The sequence below is a fragment of the Vreelandella gomseomensis genome, from assembly GCF_031451645.1.
Lineage (GTDB): Bacteria > Pseudomonadota > Gammaproteobacteria > Pseudomonadales > Halomonadaceae > Vreelandella > Vreelandella gomseomensis.
Map to the genome: position 1 here is coordinate 1 of NZ_JARWAI010000019.1, position 25,684 is coordinate 25,684.

A 25,684-nucleotide genomic window follows, 5' to 3' on the forward strand; every position below is an offset into this window, starting at 1 on the left:
CACGTTCTTCAGTGCAGAGTTCAGAATATGACATGGATACAACACCCTACCGGTTTGGTCAGGTGTTGCACTCAGAATTTGCGGCCGAGCAGCCAGCCTCCTCCTCCATTCAGCGTGGCCTGGACTCATTGCGTGAAAAGGGGTTGGTGTGGCGCTCAGGCCGTGGGGTATATGCTCTGGAAGATAGCGGTATGGGAGAATGGTTACTGTCTAACGATAGCGGAACAGGTGAAGATGATCCTATGCAGTATTCTTATGTGAGTAACACTCTGGATCGCTTGGATCGTGATTTTTTGACGCAGCCTCACATCGTGCGCCCCATCACAGCCGGTACATTGTCGGAGGCACTACGTCTGACAGACAATGACAGACAATATAGAGGTCGACCTCGATCAGCCGTTGAAAGGAGAAGACATCTGATTTATGTGATGGCTCATCCATCAGGCGGTTTGGCTGATGGCATGATAGAAACTGTTAATGGGCTCGGCGACGCTGAAGTGGCTTTGCACTTGGCGCTTGAGTCGACCGACATAGTGGCGGTGAAATTCTCGACTGAGAATTATCTTCTATCTGCCGAATGCTAACGTGAGCGATGGCACCTAACTCACAGTGAATCGCTCCGGATTTCGTAGACACTCGGCGTTCCCAAGACACTGGCCAGAGCCGTATTCTAAATAAGCAGCACCAGGGCTTTCCTAGTGAGGGCAGCGGCTTAGCCGCTGCCTACTGAAGACGTTTCGAACTAGGAAGATTCTTGGAGCCCTTACTCGAAGCACCGCAGAGGAGTGCTCACAGGATCATGGCAGCTACCCAGCCGAAAACAATTAGCGGGATGTTGTAGTGCAAGAAGGTAGGCACAACGCTGTCCCAGATATGATCGTGCTGTCCGTCAGCATTGAGACCGGCGGTTGGGCCAAGCGTTGAATCGGAGGCCGGGGAACCTGCATCGCCCAAGGCGGCAGCGGTGCCTACCAGCGCCACGGTGGCCAGAGGTGAAAAGCCAAAATTCAGCGCAAGTGGTACGTAAAGTGATGCGATGATCGGGATCGTTGAGAAGGAAGAGCCGATACCCATGGTAATGAAAAGGCCCACAAGCAGCATAATCAATGCCGCTAACCCCTTGTTATCACCAATTATGTCTGTAGAGCTGGATACCAACGCTTCAACCTCGCCACTGGCCTGCATCACACTGGCGAAGCCCGCCGCGGTGATCATAATGAACCCAACCAAGGCCATCATGCGCATGCCTTCGGTGAAGATGCCGTCCTGTTCGTGCCAGCGGAAGACGCCGCTAAGTGAGAGCAGCGCAAAGCCAAAGATACCGCCCAGTACCATCGAGCCGGTGTAGAGCTGGACAGCCACAGTTCCAACCAGCGCTATCGCCAGAACGGCTTTTTGCCAACCTTTCAAATGCTGGGCCGCTTGCGCTGCGGTTTCATCACCCTTGGCCAGGTCTCGGTCTTGGTAGTGGCGCCCTTTGCGGTAACTAAACAGCACTGCAACGACTAGGCCCAGCGCCATACCGCCGATGGGAATCACCATTGCCATGGGTACCATGCCTCGGGTGACTTCCAGTCCAAATTCGGCACCACTTTCATTGAGGTTGGTGAGCAAAATGTCGTTCAGAAAGATTGCGCCAAACCCCACGGGTAACAGCATATACGGAGCGGTAATACCGAAGGTAATCACGCAGGCAACCAGTCGACGGTCGAGCTGTAGGTGATTCATCAGTTTCAGTAATGGCGGTACCAGCACAGGAATGAAGGCAATGTGTACGGGGATCAGGTTCTGAGAACTGACCGCTGCGGCCAGCAAGGCGGCCAGTAAGGTATAGGTCACCATGCGGCGACTGCTGCCAGAATCATCAATATTAAAACGGGCAATGGCGCGGTTTGCCATCACCTCGGTGATGCCCGAACGTGAGAGTGCGACAGCAAAGGCCCCCAGCACGGCATAGGCGAGGGCCACAGTGGCACCGTTGCCAAGGCCGTCATTAAAGGCATCGAGAATGTCGTTGATGGGCATGCCAGAATACAGCCCACCGACCAATGTTGCGACGATTAAAGCAAAAACAACAGAAACTCGGGCAAGACTAAGGCTGACCATCACTAAAATGGCCAAAACGATAGCATTCATGAATAACTACTCTTGTCGTTGGAATTGAATGTTGTGATGAAGCCCCACAGCTTGTTGCTGCGGGGCAGAAAAAGCCGATTATTGCTGGCTTGGTAGGGTGCAAGGCGGAAGTAGATGGTTAAGCGTTCTAGCCGCCAATAGGTCGCTGGCTGCTTCAATGTCCGGGGCAAAGAAGCGGTCCTGTTCATAGTGGGTCACGTGCTCGCGTAGCAGCTGTTTGGCTTTTTCCAGCGGCTTGGAGGTTTTTAAACCGTGTCGCATATCGAGCCCTTGGCAGGCGCTGAGCCATTCAATAGCCAGAATTCCACGCACGTTATCGGCCATCTCCCATAATCGCTTGCCAGCCGCCGGGGCCATGGAAACGTGGTCTTCCTGGTTGGCTGAGGTGGGCAGGCTGTCAACGCTATGCGGATGCGCCAGGGCTTTGTTTTCACTGGCAAGGGCGGCTGCCGTCACCTGAGCAATCATAAACCCAGAGTTGACACCGCCTTTTTCGACCAAGAAGGGCGGCAATTGAGACATGTGCTTGTCCATCATCAGGGAAATGCGTCGTTCTGACAGCGCGCCTATCTCGGCAATCGCCAAGGCTAAGTTGTCAGCGACCATGGCCACTGGCTCGGCGTGGAAGTTGCCACCGGAGATGATGTCGTCGGCACCGGCAAACACCAATGGGTTATCGGACACCGCGTTGACTTCTACTGCCAGTATCTCTGCAACATGGCGAATTTGGGTAAGTGCTGCGCCCATCACCTGTGGCTGACAACGTAGGGAGTAAGGATCCTGAACTTTATCGCAGTTGGCATGGGAGTTGCCAATGTCGCTATTTTCGCCGAGCAAATGTCGGTAGGCTGCTGCCGCGTCAATTTGCCCGCGCTGGCCCCGCACCTCATGAATGCGCGCATCGAACGGCGAGCGTGAACCTAGCGTGGCGTCGACTGTCAGGGATCCGCAGACAGTCGCAGCAGCATACAGGTCTTCGGCATCAAACAGACCGCGCAGGGTGTAGGCAGTTGAAACCTGTGTGCCGTTGAGCAGTGCCAAGCCTTCTTTGGGCGCCAACGCAATGGGGCTAAGGCCTGCGACTTTTAGCGCTTCCTCGGCGGAGAGCCACTCGCCTTTGTGGCGTGCTTTGCCTTCGCCAATGAGTATCACACTCATATGAGCCAGCGGCGCTAAGTCACCGGAAGCACCCACAGAGCCTTTGAGAGGAATATGCGGATACACTTCGGCGTTGATCAACGCAATAAGGGCATCAAGGACTTCACGACGAATGCCGGAAAAGCCGCGTGCCAGGCTATTCACTTTCATTACCATGATGAGCCGCACAAGGCTGTCGTCCATCGCAGCGCCCACGCCGGTGGCATGGGAAAGCACTAGCGAACGCTGCAGCGCTTCCAGGTCTTCATCGGCGATACGTGTTTGAGCAAGTAGTCCAAAACCGGTGTTAATTCCGTAGACCGTGCGGTTTTCGTCGACCACACGATTGACGCAATCCACGCTCTTTTGAATCGCCTCGTCGGCACTGCTTGGCAGACTAACCGTGACGGGAGATTGAAACACCTGACGCGCCTGCGCCAGTGTCATGTTGCCGGGCTGAATATCGAGATGGGTCATGTTTAATACTCCTTTTATTTGTTCAGCATCGGCAGATCGAGGCCGCTTTCACGGGCAGCCTCTCTAGCAATTTCATAGCCGGCATCCGCGTGGCGCATAACGCCAGTACCCGGATCGTTCCGCAGCACACGACCAAGACGTGCGTGGGCATCATCGGTGCCGTCGGCAACAATCACCACCCCGGCGTGCTGGGAATAGCCCATGCCGACACCGCCACCGTGGTGTAAAGAGACCCAGGTCGCGCCACCGGCGGTGTTAAGCAGGGCATTCAGCAGCGGCCAGTCGGAGACGGCGTCAGAGCCATCCATCATCGACTCGGTCTCGCGGTTGGGGCTTGCCACGGAGCCGGAATCCAGGTGGTCGCGGCCGATTACGACGGGTGCTTTAAGCTCTCCGCTTTTGACCATCTCGTTGAAAGCTTGCCCAAGACGCGCACGATCTTTTAGGCCGACCCAGCAGATACGTGCCGGGAGGCCTTGGAAGCTGATGCGCTCCCGGGCCATATCCAGCCAGTTGTGCAGGTGTGGATCGTCGGGGATCAGCTCTTTGACTTTTTGGTCGGTTTTGTAAATGTCTTCCGGGTCGCCTGATAACGCGGCCCAGCGGAAGGGGCCAATTCCCTGGCAGAATAAGGGGCGGATATAGGCGGGTACAAAACCAGGGAAGTCGAAGGCATTTTCAACGCCTTCTTCTTGAGCCATTTGGCGAATATTGTTGCCGTAATCGAAAGTGGGCACGCCCATTTTCTGGAAATCGAGCATGGCCTGAACATGCACCGCCATCGATTGCTTGGCCGCTTTTACGGTGCCTTTTGGTTCGGATTTTCCGCGGGCAACGTACTCTTCCCAGGTCCAGCCTGCAGGCAGGTAGCCGTGTAGCGGGTCATGGGCGCTGGTTTGGTCAGTCACCATGTCGGGCTTCACACCACGCTTCACCAGTTCGGGCAATACATCTGCCGCATTCGCACACAGGCCAATCGAGATGGCTTTGCCTTCGGTGGTGTAGCGTTCGATACGCGCTAACGCATCGTCGAGATTGTCTGCTTGCTCATCTAAATAGCGCGTGCGCAGGCGAAAGTCGATGCTGGTTTGCTGGCACTCGATATTCAGCGAGCAGGCGCCGGCCAAGGTGGCGGCGAGCGGTTGAGCGCCACCCATGCCACCAAGACCTGCAGTGAGAACCCAGCGGCCTTTCAGGTTGCCATCGAAGTGTTGTCGGCCCGCTTCGACAAAGGTTTCGTAGGTGCCTTGGACAATGCCTTGAGAGCCGATGTAAATCCATGAGCCTGCGGTCATCTGGCCGTACATCATTAGGCCTTTGCGATCCAACTCGTTGAAGTGTTCCCAGTTGGCCCAGGCAGGGACCAGGTTGGAGTTGGCAATAAGTACCCGCGGGGCGTCTTTATGGGTTTCAAATACACCTACCGGTTTGCCTGATTGCACCAGCAATGTTTGCGTGTCTTCCAGGCGCTGAAGCGTCTCAACGATTTTGTCGTAGCACTCCCAGTCACGCGCGGCGCGGCCAATGCCACCGTACACCACTAGATCCTCGGGGCGTTCAGCCACGTCAGGATGGAGGTTGTTCATTAGCATGCGTAACGGGGCTTCGGTCAGCCAGCTTTTGCAGCTGAGTTGGCTACCGGTGGGGGCAGCAATCTTACGGGAAGCGTCGTGACGTTTATCGTGAGTGGACATGGCGAAACTCCTCTTGGGTCATCGGTTTGTTATTAAAGGGTGAGTAATAGATGGATCAGCGAATCCGGGGCGCTAGATATCGAGCGCTAATTGAAAAACGAGTCGGGCTGCCGCGCGGGCACTACGGTTATCGATATCGTGAGCGGGGTTTAGCTCGGCGAGATCAGCTAAGCGGAGCTTGCCGCTGTCGCGAATGGTTTCGATCAGCGGTTCAATCAATGCCAGTGAAACGCCCCGAGCGGCGGGGGCGCTGACCCCAGGGGCTTCTCCAACGGGCAGTACATCCAGGTCGATGGTTAGATAGATATGATCACAGCGCACCATGAAGCGCTCGAGGTCGCGCTGGATGCACTCAAGATGTGCCGGTTGAAAGTCCCGGTCTTCACGAACCATGACGCCCAGTTGTGTGGCACGGTTAAACAGTGCAAGTGTGTTGGCAGCGCGGCTCACGCCTAAGCAGGCGTAGCGAAATGGCCAGCCACGTTGAGCGCAATCATCGGCAATTTGCGCAAAGGGGGTGCCCGAAGAACGCACGTGGGTTGGATCGCGTAGATCAAAGTGAGCATCAAAATTGATAATGCCTATGCGTGGAGCCTTTTCACCCTTATCAGCGAGATGCTGGGCAAGCCCTTGCCAGCTGCCGTAGGCCATCTCATGGCCGCCACCGAGCACAATGGGGAAATGTTCAGCTTTAAGCAGCGCCGATAATTGGTCGGCGAGAGCCTGTTGTGCCATTTCTAAGGCATCGCCATCGCAGCGTACATTTCCCGCATCATAGGCTGGGCCTGTGCGGTGCCATGCCAGTGGTGCCAGTGCTTTACGCAGTGCCTTAGGGCCTTGCGCGGCACCTTTACGGCCCTGGTTTCTGGCCACACCTGCATCGCTTTCAAAACCTAATAAAACACAGCCCGGCGCTGCCGTTTCGCTGAGCGGCTGGATCTTTTGATGCCAACGCTCACTGTTAGGTTCTGGGTCTGTTCGGCCCGACCAGAGCGACATGTCGAGTACTGTTTCAGTGGAAGCACTGTTAGATGTGCTGTTAATTGCCATGGGTAAGCACTCCCTGGAACAACCGCTGACGAAGGCGTCCTGGTTGTACGGCGTAAGCGAGCTCAGCGGGGGCATCGATATCCCATACGCAGATGTCGGCTTCTGCACCTTCGTGGATGAGCCCTTTACCTGCCAGCCCTAGTGCAGTTGCCCCGTGGGCTGTCATGCCCGCCAGTGCTTCTTGGGGTGTCAGGCGGAACAGCGTGCAGGCCAAGTTGAGCATCAGCGTGGGCATGAACAGCGGGGAGCTTCCGGGGTTGGCGTCAGTGGCTACCGCCATTGGAACGCCTGCGGTGCGCAGGGAGGCGATAGGCGGTTGTTGCGTTTCGCGTAAGGTATGGAAGGCGCCGGGCAGTATTACCGCCACGCTACCAGCCTCACGCATGGCAGCGATGCCAGTGTCATCCAGATATTCAATGTGATCAGCAGATAGCGCGCCGTAGCGTGCGGCCATGGCCGTTCCGCCCAGATTAGAGAGCTGTTCGGCGTGGGCCTTAATGGGTAGGCCATGGGCCTCGGCGGCTTCAAACACCCGCTCGCACTGTTCCACTGAGAAAGCGATCTTTTCGCAGAAAACATCAACGGCATCTGCCAGTCCTTCTGCCACCGCTGCGGGGATCATTTCCTTGCAGATCAGATTGATATAGTCGTCGCTATCATCTTTGTATTCTGGAGGAAGGGCGTGAGCACCCAGCAGGGTGGTGACTACTTTGACTGGCAGCATATCGCCAAGTCGCCGTGCAACGCGCAGCATCTTGAGTTCGTCTTCGACGGTTAGTCCGTAGCCAGACTTAATCTCCACGGTGGTAACACCGTCGGCAATCAGTGCTTCAAGGCGCGGTTTAGCGAGTCTTAGCAGCTCATCTTCGCTAGCTTCACGCGTGGCGCGAACGGTGCTGAGAATGCCGCCGCCGCGTTTAGCAATCTCTTCATAGCTAGCCCCTTCAAGCCGTGCTTCAAATTCTTCAGCCCGAGAGCCGCCAAATACAAGGTGGGTGTGGCAATCCACGAGACCAGGGGTCATCACACCGCGACTGCCCATCTCTGTGCAGTTATCGGCGAGTTGCTCGTCGAACTCGCTCATGGGCGACAAGGCGATGATGTGTGCCCCTTCGGTGATAACGGCCATGCGGTTGGGCAATGTCCGCAAGCCATCGAAGACGCTGATATCGCGCCAGAGGCGACGATCCGTTGCATTCGGCATGAGGAGCTCCTTTAAAAGGCGGTTTTCAACAATTTATTTTTAAACCTTAATGTATATACAATTAAGATGAAAATGAGCCGATTCGTCAAGGTGCTTGTTAAAAAATAGAGTGGAAGGTGGGGCGCGTGGAAATCCAGAATATTTTTTTTATTTTCTTAAACAGATATTTATGGGTTTTTGTGTTCTGAAAAAGCGTTTTTTAGAATGATTTATTAGACTAATGTCTATTTATATTGGTTAGGGGATGCTCTTCAATTGGTGTGCATATGTATATACATTAAGTGTTGAAGATGCGTAGAAGGCCCGCTAAACGCTGTCACACAACAAGAGGCATGCTCATGCTCCCTCCCAATACCACAACCTGTCAGCGGCCCAGTGCCGCACTGATCCTCAAACTGTTTTTGCCAAGTGCACTGGGGATATTGATTTTCTTCGTGCCTGTCGAAATAGGCGGTCGCAGCACTATATTGCTCGATCATATGGTGACCGGTGCCCGACGCTGGCTAGGAGATGCGAGTGGTATTTATGCGCTGGTACTGATTGCCGCTGGTGCTGCGTACCCGTTGATTCGAGGCTACTGGAATCGAAACGTTACCGAGCGCATTTTTACCGCACTAAAATTGCTTGGGGTAATGGCCGCCCTGATGGCGCTGACCGGTTGGGGGCCTGCCTTTCTACATGAACCGGATATGCTGCCTTTCTTGTTTGAAAAGCTGGTGATTCCCGTCGGTTTGATCGTTCCTATTGGCGCGATTTTCCTGGCCTTGTTGATCAGCTATGGGTTGCTTGAGCTTATTGGGGTGCTGGTTCAACCCGTAATGCGGCCCATTTGGCGAACACCAGGACGCTCGGCAATTGATGCGGTCGCCTCATTCGTGGGTAGTTACTCTATCGGCCTATTGATTACCAACCGGGTGTATCAGGCCGGTCAGTATTCCGCGCGGGAAGCTGCCATTATCGCCACGGGTTTCTCTACCGTCTCGGCAACGTTCATGATCATTGTGGCGCGTACGCTGGATTTAATGGCGGTGTGGAATCTGTATTTTTGGTTAACGCTATTAATCACATTCATTGTGACTGCTGTGACGGTGCGCATACCGCCACTATCACATATGGATGACAGCGCTGAAGATGGGGAACCGGAAGCCGTCGCGGGTAAACGTGTGGCGACTGCATGGCACACAGGATTGGAAGTAGCTGCCCGAGCGCCAGCGTTGCATAAAAGTGTTGCGATCAACTTTAAAGAAGGGCTAGTGATGGCGATTAGCATCCTGCCTTCGATCATGTCGGTGGGTTTGCTAGGCTTGCTTGCGGCTAAATACACGCCGCTATTTGAATGGCTGGGTTGGCTGTTTTACCCCTTTGTGGCCGTGTGGGGCATTGCTGATGCGGCTGCACTTGCCCAGGCATCCGCTGCTGGCCTTGCTGAAATGTTTTTACCGGCACTGTTAATGGCAGAAGCGGACTTTGTCTCGCGTTTTGCTGCAGGCGTTGTATCAGTATCCGCTGTGCTGTTCTTCTCCGCATCAATTCCTTGCATTCTATCTACGAGCATTCCGCTTTCTGTAGGGCGCATGGTGGTGGTGTGGTTTATTCGCGTTGCATTAAGCTTGTTGCTCGCCATACCAACCGGGTATTTGGTGCAAGCCTTTATCAGCTAAGTCCTTATAAGATAGGCGCTTCATTATGACGCTTGGCGATGCACCGAGGAGCGTAGTTTGTAGCGGTCGCCTGGGTGCAGTAAGCGGGCATAGCTGATGAGCTGCTCGCCTGACCACGTGCGCCTTACCATGCTCAGGCAGGGAGTAGCGGTATCAATAGCAAGCCAATCGGCAGTTTGCTGATCGACAAGCACGGCTTCAACAATGTGCTCTACGTCAGTAATCGGGCAGGCCGCTACCAATACTTCATTGGGTGTGTGCAGTGAGAAATCGCTGGTTAAGTAGTTGGGTACCCAGCGAGGGTTAACGTAGCGGTTTTCAAGCTGAATAGGCGTGTCGTCTTCCAAATGCACCAGCAGCGTTTGAAACACGCGGCTCCCCAGGCGAACGCCTAGCCGTAAAGCGACTTCGTCATCAGCTTCAATGGCTTCACATACGAGTACTTGATTACTGTAATGGTGCCCCCTGAAACGCACTTCATCGGCAATGTTGTAGACCTCGACCAACGATGACTCCGCCTTGCGATCTGTCACGAAGGTACCTAATCCAGGCTGACGTGTAAGGTAGCCTTTTTGGACAAGATCACGAATCGCTTTATTAGCCGTCATTCGGCTTACCCCAAAATCTCGGGCAAGCTGCTCTTCGGGGGGGATCTGGTGATGCGCGGGCCAAGCACTGCTCTGGATTTTCTCTAGCAGGTGCTGCTGTATTTGCAGATAACGGGGGGGAGCGCTGGTCATGAAGTGCCTTTCAAATGAATCTAATGTCTATACATATTCAGTGTACCTTGTGCGAGGAGCAAGAGCATCCTGTTGCTGATGCCGTTGTAGTACTGCGCGGTATCTATTTCGGCGATGGCGCACCAAGAGACCTGGCCAACTACGGTGTTATTGGCTGGCAGCTACGACATCGGTCAGGGTACTAATCTCCTGAATTCTACTAATAAGTACAGCACCTGCGGTTTCTAGTGCTCCTGAGCATTACCCTAAAAAACACCTGGGTTTGGGTTCGGTATCCCAGCCGCTTTCTTGTTCTATTGTTCAGCTTATTAACGACCCTTCGTAGCTCTATGACCAGCATCGAAAATGAGTACCGGGAGTCAATGCTGATGAGTCGGAATCATGCTAAACCTGGCAGAGCGCCCGCAGGCGCTCTGCCAGGGACAACAGCTGGAACGGCCTGGTCAGGACCGCCTGCGAGAATGCCTTAAGCTCCCAGCGTCGCGTATCGAGGTGATTGCTAGCAGTGAGCATCATTAGTGGCACCGACATTCCGTTTTCAGACTCCTGAAGAAGCGCTCTGTCGGGGCATTTGCAGCAGGCAATTCTGTTCGTCCTATCTCAAGCAGCCGCCGAACAACGTCCCTTTACAGCCTTCAATCAAGCAACGCTGTAAGAGATCCAGGCGCGCGCTCGGCCAGCTCCCTCTTCCATTCAGCGAGGGCTGGACTCATTGCGTGAAAAGGGGTTGGTCTGGCGCTCAGGCCGCGGGGTGTACGCTCTGGAAGATAGCGGTATGGGAAAATGGCTACTGTCTGACGATAGCGAAACAGGTGAAGATGACCCTATGCAGTATTCTTGTGTGGGTAACACCCTGGATCGCTTGGATCGCGATTTTGGCAGCAGCCTCACATCGTGCGCCCCATCACAGCCGACACATTGTCGGAATCTCTGCGCCTGACAGACACGATGGAGGTCGACCTCGATCAGCCCTTGAGAGGAGAAGACACCTAATTGTTGTGATGGCTCGTTCATCAGGCGGTCTGGTTGATAGCATGACAGAAACTGTTCTTGGGCTCGGCGACGCTGACGTAGCATTGCACTTGGCGCTTGAGGCGGCCGCCATAGAGGTGGTGAAATTACCGGCGAATCATTATCTTCCATCTGCGGAATGCCAACGTGAGCGATAGCAGCTATCACATAGCTATGAGCCGCTTTTTCCAAACAGTGAGGCAGGTCATGAATAAATTTATGTTGGCATCCATGCTGATGAGCTTAGCGGTCGTATCCATGTGCATGATTTGGAACCAACACCGTGAGCACCATGGCAAGCAGTCACTCCCTAATCTGGCCTTATCTTGGCTCTTGAATCGCCTGTCGTCATGCCTTGCAACAAGCCTATTAGCAGTCTTTCCCAGCATGACCCGAGCAGTGGAGATTCGCAGTTGCGTAGCCAACACTCGGTCTCTCGGAACCTCCCTGCCACGAATACCTATTTGCAGTATTTATAAATACTCACACATCAAGGCCTTACCACGACCTCAACTCCTTGGAAAATGATGATGCCAGCTCGTCTGAATGAGCCAGGTGTGGCGTGAGTCCTCGTAATAGATCGGCTTCAGAACAGGGAAGCCTCAACTTTTGCCGTTTTTTCTCGCGCATTTTCATCCGTGTATATTCCCTATTCTGCCTCAGTTCAGGGCATTTAATACTCCCCGAAGCCGCTCTCCTTACCCTCTTCGTTTCACGCTGACACTGGGTGCTTCACCAAAACGTTTTCGATAAGCTCTGGTAAAATGCGCTGTTTGAGTAAAACCGGTGGCCAGGGCGGCCTCTGTCACAAAGCTTCGACTATCAGCGAGTAGCTGTTGCGCCCGGTCGAGTCGCATGCCTAAGTAACACTGCTGGGGCGTCTCACCAAAGTGACGCTGGAATAACCGCGTCAATTGGCGCTGGGACTGCCCCACCAGTCGACACACCTCAGGGATTGGTAGCGCTTGATTCAGATTGGCCTCCATCACTGCCAGCGTCCTCACCACACTGCGTGGCAATTCCTCGTAGCGTTGTCGTGAAAAGTCACCGCCATCATCGCCTGGCCTCTTGTGAACCAGCTGCCTGCCCACGGCATCGGCCAGAGCGGGCCCATAGGCATGCTCTATCCATGCCAGCATCATGTCGATACTCGCAGCACCGCCGGAGCCCGTTAGTCGCAATGCATCGAACTCGTACTGGGCCGGGCTAACCTCCAACGTAGGGAATTCACGCCGAAAAGCCGGCACGCTCTCCCAATGCAAGGCTACACGATGACCAGCCAGCACTCCTGCCCGCGCCAGAATGAAAGGAGCCGTATCCAGACCACCCAGCCAGCCACCGTGAGCGGCAACGCGCCGCAGCACGGCACGATCTTGTTGGCGCACCGTTGTCTCTGCCTCATAAGAAGACACCACCATTAAGCGAGATGCATCCTCCAGCGACGATAGGGTCCCGTCTACATTGATGCGCACCCCATTGCTAGCCACCACCGACTCCCCGTCCGCTGAGAGTAGCCGCCAGGCAAATAGATCACGACCAAAGCGATTGGCCACACGCAGTGGCTCAAGTAGGCAGAACAGGGTCAGCATGGAAAAACGCGGCACTAGCCACACGTTGAGGGTGTGCTCAGCCTGCTCTGGGGTCAGCAGGGGTGGCGAATCAGGGCGCGGGTAGGGCCATGAGGTGTTGGAGGCATCATCCATGGCTAATAGAATCAAGCATAAGGCCAATTATATCAAGTTGTGCCTGATCCAGGCGGGTACCATGAAGAAAGTTCCCAATACATTCTATGGAGGCGCCGCCATGACATACGTCACCCCATCAGCCGATCGCCGACGCCTGGCCATCGACCATCACGACCAGCGTGGTGAGTTTGCTGCCCTTTGGCTGCGTGAACGCAGCCCAGATGCAGACACCCTGGACCCACGCACTGGTCAACGTCTGGTTGAAGCCGCCGAACTGCCGCTTGAACTGAATATCCACTCCGCCGACGTAGTTGACGGTCAACTATATCTTCACTTCAGCGATGGTCACCACACAGACTTCGACCTTGATACGCTGTTTGATGACCAGGCGATCGATCCGCCTAAGCGTCTCTGGAACGCCAACAACGCGCCCCGACCCGTGGCTAATTTCGCCGACGCACTGCAAAACGACACGGCACTATCAGATATGCTTGAATCGTTACATCGCGACGGCTTTGTGATTGTTTCTGGGGTCCCGGAAGAGACAGACGGCATGCAGCCGCTGATCGACCGCATCGGCCCACTCCGGCGCACCAACTGGGGTGGCATCGCCGACGTCAAATCGGTAGCCGACGCCTATGATCTGACCATGACTCAGCGTGGCCTGGAGCCACATACAGACAACCCCTACCGCGACCCTATTCCCGGCTATATCTGGCTGCATTGCCTAACCAACGCCGCCGAAGGGGGTGACAGCACTCTAGTCGACGGGTTGATGGCCGCCCAACTTCTACGCGAGCGCGCTCCAGACGCCTATTCTTGCCTTACCCGGGTCACACCCAGCTTCCGCTATCGCGACGATGACACCGACTTGGAAAGCGAGGGGCCGCTGATCGAACTCGACAGCCGCGGTGAGCCGGTTCGAGTGCGCTACAACAACCGCACCGAACGCGTTCCGGCGCTACCCCCCGAAGAACTAGAGGTCTACTACGCCGCGCGGCAAGCTTTTTATCAACTGATCACCGGCGAAGAACTGACCCTGCACCTCAAGCTCGATCCAGGCCAGATGCTGATCATGGACAACTACCGCCTGCTCCATGGACGCAGTGCCTTCCAGCTCGCCGGCGGGGTGCGGCATATGCGACAAGGCTATGTCGACCGCGACAGTACCGCCAGCCGGCGCCGCGTGCTGCAACAGCAACTCGCCACTCCCCAGCCCCAAGGAGAACCCGCATGAATCAAGCACGCTTTCGCTACTTCGGCGAGGCCCAGCGAGAAGACTGGGTGCTGATTGATGCCCGCTTCCGTGACTACGTCGCCGATACCCCGCGCCGGGTGCTCGCGCACCTGCACAATCTGGCCGGCGATCACCATGGTTATCCAGTGGATCGTTACGAGCACAGCCTGCAGACCGCCACTCGGGCGCTGCGTGACGGTGCCGACGAGGAGATGGTGGTTTGCGCGCTGCTCCACGATATCGGCGACGACCTAACCCCGGCGAACCACGCCGAAATCGCCGCCGCCATCCTTGAGCCCTTCGTCGATCCGCTCAACGCATGGATGATTCGCCACCACGAGCTTTTCCAGGGGTATCACTACCGGCACTTCTTCGGCCAGGACCCTCACGCCCGGGATGAGTATCGCAACCACCCGGCCTATGAGCGTACCGTGCGCTTCTGCGACCACTGGGATCAGGCTAGCTTTGACCCCGATTATGACACTCTGCCTCTGGAGTATTTTGTCCCCATGGTAGAGAGAGTACTTGGGCGCACGCCCCGCGGTGGCCTCCCTGAGCCGCTCCCCGAGGAGAGGCTACGATGAGTCAAACCTGCTCCCAGTTACTGCTGCGGTTATTGGCGTCCTACGGTGTAGATACCGTCTTCGGCATCCCTGGGGTTCACACGATCGAGCTTTACCGCGCTTTGGGCGATAACTCGATCCAGCATATCGCCCCGCGCCATGAACAGGGTGCGGGGTTTATGGCCGACGGTTATGCCCGGGCCAGTGGTCGTCCGGCGGCCTGCTTTATCATTACCGGCCCCGGCATGACGAATATCGCCACTGCCATGGGTCAGGCGCTGGCTGACTCGGTACCGATGCTGGTGATCTCCAGCGTCAACCGCCGCAACACCCTAGGGCGTGGACAGGGGCGGCTTCACGAGTTACCCAACCAGCAACAAACCCTTGCTGGCGTCAGTGTTTTTAGCCACACCTTGCACGATCCGGCAGCTCTGCCGGAGCTCATGGCCCGCGCATTTGCGACCTTTCACGGCGCGCGGCCAGGGCCAGTGCACATCGAAATTCCCATTGACCTGCTTGACGCTCCCGTAGCCGAACACTGTCCGCATCCGATCGAGGTATTCCCCCCAGCACCGGCACCCGCCGCCATTGCCCGGGCCGCCGAGTGGCTAAGCCAGGCGGAGCGCCCTCTGCTGCTGCTCGGCGGCGGCTGCGTGGCCGCCCCCGAGACCGCCCGCGCCCTGGTGGAACGCCTGCAGGCCCCGGCGCTAACCACCATCAACGCCAAGGGCGTGCTGGGGCTTGATCACCCGCTCGACCTGGGTGCGACCATGAGTCTGCCTGCTGCACGCCGCTTAGCCGCCAACGCCGATGTCATTCTGGCGCTGGGCACCGAGCTGGGCGAGACCGACTACGATCTGGTTTTTGACGGGGGCTTTCATCTCAGTGGGCGACTGATTCGCGTGGATATAGACCCTCAGCAATTGGGCCGCAACCAGGCTGCCGAACTGGCCATGGTTGCCGACGCTGGCGAGATGATGACCGCCCTGTTGGAGGCGTTGCCCAAACACCGTGAAGCTGATGATCGCGCCACCGCAACACGAAACGCATTGGCACTCCACGAGGACCCCGACTTAGCCCCCTATGTGCCGTTCTACGCCACCCTGCGCGCCGCGCTACCCGAGGCGATTTTAGTGGGCGACTCCACCGGCCCGGTGTATGCCGGCAATTTTCTAGCCTCATTGCCCGCGCCACGCCGCTGGTTCAACGCCGCCACCGGCTACGGCACCCTCGGCTACGGCCTACCAGCGGCCCTCGGTGCCACCTTGGCCTGCCCCGAGAGGCCGGTGGTGGCGCTGGTCGGTGACGGCGGCCTGCAATTTGTCCTCGGCGAGCTGGCCGCCGCCCGCGATCTTAGGCGGCCAGTGGCGGTGGTCATCTGGAACAACCACGGCTATGACGAAATTCGCCGCTATATGGCCATGCACGAGATACCACAGTTAGGCGTTGACTTGGCGCCACCAGACTTTGCCTGTTTGGCCGACGCCTACACCTGCCGCTATAAGGCGGTGGGTGGTCCCGCATCCCTAGGCGAGGCTCTCACTCACCTAGACGACGAAAACTCACCACTACTGATCGAGGTGGATGCCCAAGCCTGGATGAACGCTTTTCAAGAATAGATCGATAATCGAGAAACAAGGACCCTGACATGCATAGACCTGATATACATAGAACTGCCCTTCTGGCCACCTTGGCTCTCACTAGTCTGTTGCCATTCACTACCCAGGCGGCACAGGACGCCAGCGACGAGCTGCGCTTAGTAGTGCCCCCTTGGCCAGGGGTGACCGTCAAGAGTGAGATCCTCGCCCAGATAGCGGAGCCCCTGGGATATCAAGTTGAGGCACTGGAGGTCAGCTCCACAGTGGGTTACCAGACATTGCAAAGTGGTGAGAGCGATGCCTTCTTGGCCGGTTGGCTTCCCTCCCAGCAGAAGAGCTACGACGCCTCAATGGAAACGGACAGCATCATCGACCTTGGCAACAACGTCACTGGTGCCCGCATGGGTTTCGCGGTACCGGGCTATGCCTATGAGGCAGGCGTGACTAACGCCGAACAGCTGGCGGATCCCGAGATCCGTGAGCGCTTCGGGGCGGAAATCTACTCCATCGAGAGCGGATCGACGGTCAGCGATCACCTCCATGAAGCTGCCGAAGCCGATACCTACGGGCTCAGCCAGTGGGATCTTCGAGAGTCTTCAACGCCAAGTATGCTGGCCGAGGTGGATGCAGCCAAACGTGAGCAACGCTGGATCCTCTTCTACGGCTGGACGCCACACTGGATGGCGCCAGCGTATGACATGGAGATTCTTGATGATCCGGCTAGCGTGTTCGGCGAGAACAACGGGCAAAGCGATGTACGCACCATCGTCGCTCATGCCTATCACTCGGCCAACCCCAACATGATCCGGCTGCTGGATCAGTACGAGCTGACTGCTGCCGAGCAGAGTGAGTTCATCCGCGACTTCGGCCTCGACGAGGGCGAACTGGAGACCGTCGCCCGCGACTGGCTGCTGGCCAACCCCGAGCGGATCGAGACCTTCTTGGAGGGAGTTACCACCCGCGACGGCGAGCCGGGTCTAGCAGCGGTTCGCGCTAGCCTGGAATGAGGTGGCGTTCTAGGCCGGCATTACGTCGGCCCCAGCGTTTCTGAAAGCGAGGCATGCTATGCACTATTCACGACTGACCGACCGCATCGCTGGCGAAGGGGCGGCGGCCTGGGATATTCACTACCGAGCCCTGGCCCGTCAAGCCGCTGGCGAGGAGATCACCGTGCTCTCGGTGGGTGACCCGGATTTCGATACCCCAACGCCGATTATTGAGAGCGCCGTGGCCAGCCTGCGGGGTGGCGCTACCCACTACCCCGATGTACAGGGCAAGCTGGCACTGCGCCAGGCCATCGCCGACGACTATCAACGTCGTGGCCTAAAGGCAGGGCCGGATAACGTTATTGTCATGGCCGGCGCCCAGTGCGGCCTCTACGCCGCTGCACAGTGCCTGCTGGATCCCGGCGACGAAGTCCTGGTGCCCGAGCCCAGCTATGTCACCTATGAAGCGGTTCTGCGCGCCACCGGCGCCGAACTGGTGCAGGTGCCATTGAGCGGCGAGGCAGACTTTCGCCTCGACCCGGCGGCCCTGGCGGCCGCCATAACGCCCCGCACTCGGGCGATACTGCTCAATAGCCCCCACAACCCCACGGGCCAGTTGATTGATGGCGATACTTGGGAAGCCATAGCCGCGCTGTGTCGGCAGCACGACCTGTGGTTGATCGCCGACGAAGTCTACGCCGAGTTGATTTTCGAGGGCGAACACCTCTGCCCCGCGACGCTACCGGGCATGGCCGAGCGCAGCGTGATTATCAGCAGCCTCTCCAAATCCCACGCCATGACCGGCTGGCGCCTGGGCTGGGTGCTAGGTCCCGAGGCGCTAATTGAGCACCTCACCCATCTGGCACTGTGCATGCTTTATGGCTGCCCCGACTTTATTCAGGACGCCGCCTGCGATGCTCTCCAGACACCGCCCGCCGAGTTGAGCTCGATGCGCGAAGCCTACCGGGCGCGCCGCGACGCTGTTTGCGAAGCGCTCGCCGAGAGCACCGCAGTAACCGCTATCCGCCCGCCAGCGGGGATGTTTCTGATGGTGGATATCCGCGCTACAGGACTCGCTTCCCAAGCCTTTGCTGATCGCCTGCTCGACGAGGAGGGCATCTCAGTACTCTCCGGCGAAGCCTTTGGGCCTTCAGCGGCAGGCTTTGTTCGTCTCAGTCTAACCGTGGAGGCCGCACGCCTCACCGCGGCCAGCCTACGTCTGGTGGCTTGCGCCGAACGCGTCCGAGCCGAACTATCACCAACCCCGGCTACGGAGGCCAATTGCCTATGACATCATCATTTCAGCCTGCACCCCGTCCCCAACCCACCTCCGCTCCGGCGGTGGTGGCCAACCAACTGATCAAACATTTTGGCGACATTGAGGTACTCAAGGGCGTATCTCTCGAGGTCCCCGAAGGCAGTGTCACCTCCATCATCGGCGCTAGCGGCTCCGGCAAGAGCACCTTGTTGCGCTGCATGAATCTGCTGGAAAGGCCCGACCAGGGCGAACTGGCGATTGCGGATGAGGCGATTCGCTTCACCCGCAATCCCCAGGGCGGCATCACCGGTCTTGATCGGCGCCAACTGCAACGGTTGCGTGCCAAGGTCGCGATGGTCTTCCAACAGTTCAACCTCTGGCCACACTTGACCGTACTCGGCAATGTCATTGAGGCCCCCATGCGGGTCAAGGGGCTCTCCCGTAAGCAGGCCACTGCCCTTGGCGAGCACTACCTTGAGCGGGTCGGCATGGCCGACCGGCGTGACGCCTACCCTGCTTTTCTTTCCGGTGGCCAACAGCAGCGTGTCGCCATTGGCCGAGCGCTGGCCATGGAGCCGCGTCTACTACTCTTCGACGAACCAACGTCGGCGCTGGACCCTGAGCGGGTCAACGAGGTATTAGGGGTGATCCGCGGCCTCGCCGACGAGGGCCGCACCATGCTGCTGGTCACCCACGAGATGCACTTCGCCCGGGAAGTCTCTGACCAGCTGGTCTTTCTCAACCAGGGGCACATCGCCGCCGAAGGCACCCCGGAAGACGTTTTTGATGATCCCCGCTGCCGCCAGTTCATGGCGCCCGCAGCCTAAACACTCCACACACTATAACGATAGGAGAAGTCCATGAAATTCCCGATGATGATTGCTACCTCCGTGACCGCACTTGCCCTCGGCCACACTACCCAGGCCGCCGAGCCCCTTAAGGTTGGCATCTCTGGCGAGCCCTACCCGCCCTTCACCTACAAGGCCGCCAGCGGTGACTGGACCGGTTTCGAGGTGGAGCTTGCCCATTCAATCTGCGCCGCCATGGAGCGCGAGTGCGAAATCTCGCCCACCGGTTGGAGCGGCATCATTCCCTCGCTCAACGCCGGGCGAATCGATGTAATCATGAACTCCATGTCGATTACCGAGAAGCGCCAGCGGGTCATCGACTTCACCCGCCCCTACTATTTCACGCCGGGCGCCTATGTCGCCGCCAGCGACGTGGACATCGATATTCCCGACGACCTGGACGGCCTGTTAATGGGGGTGCAGAGCGCCACCACCAATGCCACCTATGCACGTCGTGAACTACGCGACAGCGGCGTGGACATCCGTCTCTACGATCAGGCGGAACAGGTCAACAACGACCTGCTTTCAGGGCGTCTGGATGTGATCCTGGCTGACGAGATTGCCATGGCGCAGTTCCTGGAACGCGACAAGGCTGAGGACTTCGAGATCAAAGCCACCGCTCCCCGCCACGAGGCCTATGGAGAGGGCATCGGCATCGGCCTGCGCCAGGATGACGATGCCCTGCAGGCGTCCCTCAACGAGGCTATCACCGCGGTGATCGAAGACGGCACCTGTGCCAGCCTTTCCGAGGAGTACCTGGGCACCGACGTCTGCGTCTACGATTGAGCAACAACTGCTCGTCATCGCTCCCCCGGCGCCCCCAGCGCTGGGGGCTTTGCTTTGTGAACGAGGAAAGAGTCGACCATGACAGCCATGACACCAGAGGGGCTCGGCGACTGGGCCGGCCCCATCCTGAGCGGGGCGCTGACTACAGTGCAGATTGCCGTGCTGGCTTACGCCATCGGCCTGCTGCTGGGACTGCTTGGCGCTGGCGCCAAGCTCAGCCCCTGGGCGCCTTTGCGCGGCCTGGCCACCGCCTACTCCACGTTGATTCGGGCAGTACCCGAACTGCTTCTGATCCTCTTGCTCTACTATGCCGGCGCCCAGGCGTTGGATGCCCTGCTGGCTCATCTGGGCATGGCCGGCGCGGTTCAGATCACTGGCTTCGCCACCGCGGTGGGCGTGCTGGCCTTCGTCCAGGGTGCCTATATGACCGAGGTATTCCGCGGTGCCATCCTGGCCATACCTCGCGGCCAACTGGAGGCAGCCGACGCCTTTGGCTTCTCGCGCTGGGCCCGTTTCCATCGCATTGTGCTGCCAGGGATGTTGCCCAACGCCCTACCGGGTATGTCCAACCTGTGGCTGATTCTGATCAAAGACACCGCCCTGATCAGCGTGATCGGCTTCAACGAGCTGTTCTTCACGATTCAACAGGCTGCTTCCAGTAGCCGCGCCTACTTCCTTTTCTATGCCGCTGCCGGCGTCATCTATCTGCTGATGACCCTGAGTTCCACGGCACTCTTCGCCCGCCTCGAGCGCTATGTACGCCGTGGCCAACCCACGGAGGCCTGACATGGACTTTTCCTGGCTGAGCGATCCCTTCTACCTAGGCTACCTACGGGAAGGCTTCGTCAATACGTTGTGGCTGCTGCTGGTCTCGGCGGTGGGCGGCCTGTTCCTTGCCGTGCTAGTGGCATTAGCCAGACTGCGCGGCCCACGGCCCTTAGCCTGGCTGGTCTGGGGCTTTACCACCGTGATGCGCGGCACCCCACTACTTGTGCAGCTGTTCTTCTTCTACTACGGCGTGGGGCACCTGATGGAAGGCGTGCCGGGCATCCAAGAGACGTTCATGTGGCCACTGCTGCGCGACCCTTTTTTCTTCGCCGCGCTGACCTTCATCCTCAGCGTAGGGGCCTACTCCGGCGAGGTTATCCGCGGTGCCATGAAAAGCGTGCCCCAGGGTGAACTTGAGGCGGGCCGCGCCTTCGGTCTTTCCAGTTTCCAGGTGCTTACACGGCTGTGGCTGCCGAGGGCCATCCAGCTCGGTTTGCCGACCCTCACTGGCGAGATGATCCTGTTACTCAAGTCGATCCCGCTGGTCTCCACCATTGCCCTGATGGACCTGCTTCAGGCCGCCAATATCATTCGCGACGAGACTTTTCTGGTCTACGAGCCGTTGCTGTTAATCGCTGGCATCTACCTGGCTACCACGGTAGTGCTGACCCTGGTGCTACGCTTTGTGGAGCTCAACTTCCCCGGCATGCAACCGACCCAACGCCGCTGGCTGCCCATTCGCTAAACAGGATACGATTCCATGCCCGCTTCCACACAGATACTGAACGAACAGTTCATCGACAACGCCTGGGTGCCGAGCCGGAGCAAGACAAGCCGCCCGGTGTTTGACCCCTATCGCGAAACACTTATCGCCGAGGTGACGTGCGGCGACCCGGCGGACATCGATGCCGCCGTGGCCGCAGCCCGGCGCGCCCTGTCCAGTTGGCGAACCACGCCGGAGCCCCGCCGCGGCAAGTGTCTGCAGGCCATCGCCGTAGGCCTTGAGACTCGCCGCCAAGCCTTGGCCGAGCTTTCCAGCCGTAACAACGGCAAGCCCCTGGTCGAGGCCTATCAAGACCTGGACGACGCCATCGCCTGCTACCGCTACTACGCCGAGGCCGCCGTGGCCCTGGGAGATCGACAGGGAACGGTTGAAGATACCGGCCAGCCGGATCTGGAGGCGCGCCAGTACTGGGACCCCATCGGCGTAGTGGGGCTGATCACCCCCTGGAACTTCCCACTGGTCAGCAGCGCCTGGAAGCTGGCGCCAGCGCTAGCCGCTGGCTGCACGGTGGTGTTCAAGCCCTCTGAGGTTACCCCCTTGCCTGAGCAGGTACTGGCGGAAATCGTGATAGAGGCAGGCCTGCCACCGGGGGTATTCAACCTACTGCAAGGTGACGGCGAGGGTATTGGCGCCCCGCTAAGCCGCCACCCCGGCATCGATAAGCTCTCCTTCACCGGCAGCAATACGGTGGGCGAAGCAGTGATGCGCGCTGCGGCCCAGGGCGTAAGACCGGTCTCACTGGAGCTGGGCGGCAAGTCGCCGATTCTGGTCACTGAGGATGCCGATATCGAGCTTGCCCGCGACCTGGTCATGGCCGGCATCTGCTACAACGCTGGCCAGATGTGTTCGGCCACCAGCCGTCTGCTAGTCCATGAGCGCCTGGCGGACGACCTCTACGCGGCCATCGACGCTTCCATGGCGGCGTTACGCCTGGGCGATCCGCTCGCGGCGGAGACCGACATGGGGCCCCTAGTCAGCGCCCTTCAGCGGGACCGGGTGCAGAACTACATAGCCCTGGCCAAGGAGGAGGGGCTACACAGCGAGACGCCCACCCTCTCCCTGCCCGAGCAAGGTTTCTTTGTGGCACCGCGCCTCTACCGCGAAGTACCCACCACCAGCCGCCTGTGGCGGGAGGAGATCTTTGGCCCGGTGCTCTGCGTACGTCGCGTGGCCGATGACGCCGAGGCTATCGCCCTGGCCAACGACAGCGACTTCGGCCTGGCCGCCACGGTGGTGACCGGCGACCCGGACCGCGCCGAGGCCATCGCGAGGCATTTGGAGGCGGGCAACGTCTGGTGCAACAGCGACCAAGTAGCACCGCCCCAGGGCAGTTGGGGCGGCATGAAATGTAGCGGCATCGGTCGTGAATTGGGCCAAGCAGGGCTCGACGCCTACTTGGAGTCCAAGCGGATCACGCGTCCCTTGAGCTCCTGATGACCGCTGGGAGCACTGCTATCACTGTTTTGTGCCACACTCGAGAGTTATGGTCCTTCGGTTTCACTAAATGGCGCTCCATAGAGCGCTATCTTCATGTATTCTCTTGCCGACTATGAGACTCCAGCCCCCCAACGCTGTCCCCGAGCGCATTGGATTTCTACTTCTGCCACGTTTCGCCATGGTGGCCTTTTTCTCTGCGATTGAGCCGCTACGTATCGCCAATCGCATTGATGGACGTCCTCTCTTTGAGTGGGACTTGATCAGCCGCGATGGTGAACCGGTTATCGCCTCAAACGGCATGACACTCGCTGTCAATAGTTCCCTTCACGCAGCCCCGAAGGTTCCTAGCCTGGCAGTCTGCGCAAGCTTTGATCCTGAGAGTTGCATAGATGATGAATTGATTGATTGGCTACGTGCCTGCCACCTCGAAGGCTGTGTGCTTGGCGGCATGGATACCGGCTGCTACGCACTCGCTGCTGCTGGTCTTCTCAATGACAAAACAGTGACCCTGCACTGGGAATGCCTATCTGACTTCCACGCCCACTTCCCCAGAGTTGATGTCGTAGAATCGATTTACGAGGTTACCGAGGAGGGATTCTCCTGCGCCGGTGGAAGCGCCGCCATCGACATGAGCCTTGATCTGATCCGGCGCCGGCACGGTGACGTGCTCGCCAAACAGGTACGTGATCAGCTCATCCACGAGCATGGGCGCCGTCCAGCCAGCCGTCAGCGCGACCCCGCGATACCTCAAGAGCCTATGATTCAGCGTGCCATTACGTTAATGGATACGAACCTTGAGACACCGCTAAGTATCCGCGCGCTTGCCAATGAACTTGGCATTTCCTGGCGTCGCCTCGACCGCCTTTTCTCCCGCCATTTGGCAATGTCACCTCAGCAGACCTACTTGGCTCGGCGCTTGGATAACGCTTATCGGCTGCTGAGTGAAACACCCCATAGCATCATGGACATTAGCCTGGCCACTGGCTTTGCTTCTGCCTCAAGCTTCAGTCGTGCTTTTCGCCACTATTACGGCTCCACGCCTAGCCAATTACGCCAGCAAGCTGTGTCGAATCATGCATAGTGAGTGTCGAATCCTGTTGCGAATTGCATGTCCTTGACAGGCATCCTTAGCGACATAGCCAATCGCCTAGGAGACCAACATGACTCAAGCACTTCCCCTGACACCTGACTACGATGCTTGGCCTATTGAGGCCGAACCCAAGCAGGTATTCTTCAGCCCACGCTTGCTGACGGTAACCTGGTGCGATGGACGTGAGAGTCGCTACCACAGTATCTGGCTGCGTGAGAATGCGGCTGATGAGACAACTGTAAATCCAGCGACTCGCGAGCGCATTCTTGACCTTTCTACCTTGCCCAGTTGGCCTGAGATTTCTGACGCCGAGATCGATGAAGCTGGTGCGTTATGCATAGGCTTTGCTCCGGAAGGACTGCGCTTACGCTTCCACCCGGGCTGGCTTAGAGCTCACGACTATGACAATGCTCATGATCCTGAAGCCCCGCTAGTGCCGATAACAACGTGGAAGAGAGACTCTGGAGAAGGCTTAAATAGCTTGGACGCCGCGGGTCTACTCGAAACCGAAGAAGGCAGTGAGACAGAGGAGGCAATACTCGCTCCTGCCCTTTCGAGCATACTGGGTAAGGGGTTAGTTCGCCTGCGCAACCTGCCCACCACACCTGACTCGCTCGAAGCGATAGCTCGGCGCATTGGCCCCGTGAGGCCCACCAACTTCGGCATGCTATTCAACGTCAAAGCCAAACCGAACCCCGACTCCAACGCTTACACATCCATTGCCCTGCCACCCCACGTCGATCTACCAACTAGGGAATACCAGCCGGGTATGCAAATGCTGCACTGCCTAGAAAACAGCGTGGAAGGCGGCGAGGCGGTCATGCTCGACGGATTTGCCGTGGCCGAGGCGTTGCGCGAGCAGCATTATGAAGCCTTTGCCACACTCACCCGAGCACGTTGGTGCTTTGCTAACACTGCCAAAACCACCGATTACGTTTGGTACTCGCCGATGATTCGCCTGGATGAGCGTGGTGAGCTGTTTGAGGTTCGCATAGCCGACTTTCTACGTGGACCGCTGCAAACCAACTTTGAGGATGTAGAACCCGCCTATGAGGCGCTGATGGTTCTACAGAAAATGCTGCGTGACCCCACATTCGCCATACGTTTCACTTATAAGCCAGGCGATTTGGTGATATTTGACAACCGCCGGCTTCTCCACGCTCGCGATGCTTTTGAGGGCACAAGCGGTCATCGCTGGCTGCAAGGCTGCTACATGGAGCGCGACGAGATCCGCTCTCGCTTCCGTATAGTGAAACGCGCCTCACGCAAACGTAATGCGACCGATGAAACGTCATTTGCATGAATGATATCAATGGTTGTCTTTAAACACTTTCTTTCAGAGTTGGCGACGCTCGCAGGTGTCAACTGGCGCGAAGCGCGTCGCCGCTACGATACAGTGTGCTAGAGGCTTTTCTGTCACTGCGATTGCCCGCCTGTGACAAGTGTAGTGGTCAACTAATCCCGGACAGTATCTTAAGGTTTTCCTCAGCGGCAACGGGCGAAATGCCATCGTTGAATGCATGAGGTCTTTTCC

At 57.8% G+C, this 25,684-nt stretch carries 21 protein-coding genes and 1 pseudogene; 14 read left to right on the forward strand and 8 right to left on the reverse strand.

What is annotated here, in order from left to right; translation table 11 throughout:
* A partial coding sequence (locus QC815_RS17095; protein ID WP_310541211.1) for a hypothetical protein occupies positions 1–584 on the forward strand: 584 nt, incomplete at its 5' end.
* 205 nt (positions 585–789) lie between these two features.
* Here QC815_RS17095 and QC815_RS17100 read toward each other — a convergent pair.
* The 5 genes from QC815_RS17100 to hutI form a co-directional block, all read right to left on the reverse strand.
* Positions 790–2,136, reverse strand: coding sequence for a Na+/H+ antiporter family protein (locus QC815_RS17100; protein WP_310541213.1), 1,347 nt, complete (start codon positions 2,134–2,136; stop codon positions 790–792).
* 78 nt (positions 2,137–2,214) lie between these two features.
* A complete protein-coding gene (gene hutH / locus QC815_RS17105; RefSeq protein WP_310541215.1) occupies positions 2,215–3,750 on the reverse strand; it encodes a histidine ammonia-lyase in 1,536 nt (511 codons plus the stop codon).
* 14 nt (positions 3,751–3,764) lie between these two features.
* Positions 3,765–5,444 carry a urocanate hydratase gene (gene hutU, locus QC815_RS17110; RefSeq protein ID WP_310541218.1) on the reverse strand — a complete coding sequence of 560 codons (1,680 nt, stop codon included), beginning with the start codon at positions 5,442–5,444 and terminating at the stop codon, positions 3,765–3,767.
* Positions 5,445–5,516: 72 nt separating this feature from the next.
* Positions 5,517–6,494 carry a formimidoylglutamase gene (hutG, locus tag QC815_RS17115; protein ID WP_310541221.1) on the reverse strand — a complete coding sequence of 326 codons (978 nt, stop codon included), beginning with the start codon at positions 6,492–6,494 and terminating at the stop codon, positions 5,517–5,519.
* Positions 6,484–7,698: an imidazolonepropionase gene (hutI, locus tag QC815_RS17120; RefSeq protein WP_310541223.1), complete on the reverse strand. Its 1,215-nt coding sequence runs from the start codon at positions 7,696–7,698 to the stop codon at positions 6,484–6,486. The genes hutG and hutI overlap by 11 nt, the downstream gene beginning before the upstream one ends.
* Before the next feature lie 338 nt (positions 7,699–8,036).
* Here hutI and QC815_RS17125 point away from each other — a divergent pair, with 338 nt between their 5' ends.
* Entirely contained in the window at positions 8,037–9,359 is a 1,323-nt protein-coding gene (locus QC815_RS17125; RefSeq protein ID WP_310541225.1) for a YjiH family protein, read from the forward strand.
* Positions 9,360–9,382: 23 nt separating this feature from the next.
* Here QC815_RS17125 and hutC read toward each other — a convergent pair whose 3' ends face one another.
* The 3 genes and pseudogenes from hutC to QC815_RS17135 all read right to left on the reverse strand — a co-directional run bounded on the left by hutC (position 9,383) and on the right by QC815_RS17135 (position 12,813).
* Complete coding sequence (gene hutC, locus QC815_RS17130; protein ID WP_310541227.1) at positions 9,383–10,099, reverse strand: histidine utilization repressor; 717 nt, start codon at positions 10,097–10,099, stop codon at positions 9,383–9,385.
* A 147-nt stretch (positions 10,100–10,246) separates the two neighbouring features.
* Positions 10,247–10,427 (reverse strand): annotated as a pseudogene (locus tag QC815_RS17420) (hypothetical protein); the annotation flags it as partial.
* Between the two features lie 1,381 nt (positions 10,428–11,808).
* Entirely contained in the window at positions 11,809–12,813 is a 1,005-nt protein-coding gene (locus tag QC815_RS17135; RefSeq protein WP_310541229.1) for a GlxA family transcriptional regulator, read from the reverse strand.
* A 100-nt stretch (positions 12,814–12,913) separates the two neighbouring features.
* Between QC815_RS17135 and tmpA the strand changes: the two genes are divergently transcribed.
* The 12 genes from tmpA (at position 12,914) to QC815_RS17195 (ending at position 25,453) form a co-directional block, all read left to right on the forward strand.
* Complete coding sequence (tmpA, locus tag QC815_RS17140; protein WP_310541231.1) at positions 12,914–14,032, forward strand: 2-trimethylaminoethylphosphonate dioxygenase; 1,119 nt, start codon at positions 12,914–12,916, stop codon at positions 14,030–14,032.
* A complete protein-coding gene (locus tag QC815_RS17145) occupies positions 14,029–14,616 on the forward strand; it encodes an HD domain-containing protein (protein WP_310541233.1) in 588 nt (195 codons plus the stop codon). Before tmpA ends, QC815_RS17145 begins: the two co-directional genes overlap by 4 nt.
* A complete protein-coding gene (locus tag QC815_RS17150; protein WP_310541235.1) occupies positions 14,613–16,214 on the forward strand; it encodes a 5-guanidino-2-oxopentanoate decarboxylase in 1,602 nt (533 codons plus the stop codon). Before QC815_RS17145 ends, QC815_RS17150 begins: the two co-directional genes overlap by 4 nt.
* A gap of 29 nt (positions 16,215–16,243) precedes the next feature.
* Positions 16,244–17,200, forward strand: a complete 957-nt coding sequence (locus QC815_RS17155) for a glycine betaine ABC transporter substrate-binding protein (RefSeq protein ID WP_310541237.1) — start codon at positions 16,244–16,246, stop codon at positions 17,198–17,200.
* A gap of 58 nt (positions 17,201–17,258) precedes the next feature.
* Positions 17,259–18,470 (forward strand): pyridoxal phosphate-dependent aminotransferase, encoded by a 1,212-nt coding sequence (locus QC815_RS17160; protein ID WP_310541239.1) that lies wholly within the window; start codon positions 17,259–17,261, stop codon positions 18,468–18,470.
* On the forward strand, positions 18,467–19,264 hold the full coding sequence (locus QC815_RS17165; protein WP_310541241.1) for an ABC transporter ATP-binding protein: 798 nt from the start codon (positions 18,467–18,469) through the stop codon (positions 19,262–19,264). Before QC815_RS17160 ends, QC815_RS17165 begins: the two co-directional genes overlap by 4 nt.
* A 33-nt stretch (positions 19,265–19,297) precedes the next feature.
* Positions 19,298–20,071, forward strand: coding sequence for a transporter substrate-binding domain-containing protein (locus QC815_RS17170; RefSeq protein WP_310541243.1), 774 nt, complete (start codon positions 19,298–19,300; stop codon positions 20,069–20,071).
* Positions 20,072–20,149: 78 nt separating this feature from the next.
* Positions 20,150–20,857 carry an ABC transporter permease gene (locus QC815_RS17175; protein WP_310541245.1) on the forward strand — a complete coding sequence of 236 codons (708 nt, stop codon included), beginning with the start codon at positions 20,150–20,152 and terminating at the stop codon, positions 20,855–20,857.
* A 1-nt stretch (position 20,858) separates the two neighbouring features.
* Positions 20,859–21,584, forward strand: a complete 726-nt coding sequence (locus QC815_RS17180; RefSeq protein WP_310541247.1) for an ABC transporter permease — start codon at positions 20,859–20,861, stop codon at positions 21,582–21,584.
* 15 nt (positions 21,585–21,599) lie between these two features.
* Complete coding sequence (locus QC815_RS17185) at positions 21,600–23,057, forward strand: aldehyde dehydrogenase family protein (RefSeq protein WP_310541249.1); 1,458 nt, start codon at positions 21,600–21,602, stop codon at positions 23,055–23,057.
* Between the two features lie 115 nt (positions 23,058–23,172).
* Entirely contained in the window at positions 23,173–24,141 is a 969-nt protein-coding gene (locus QC815_RS17190) for a GlxA family transcriptional regulator (RefSeq protein ID WP_422828733.1), read from the forward strand.
* A gap of 79 nt (positions 24,142–24,220) precedes the next feature.
* On the forward strand, positions 24,221–25,453 hold the full coding sequence (locus QC815_RS17195; protein ID WP_310541253.1) for a TauD/TfdA family dioxygenase: 1,233 nt from the start codon (positions 24,221–24,223) through the stop codon (positions 25,451–25,453).
* Positions 25,454–25,684: the final 231 nt, after the last annotated feature.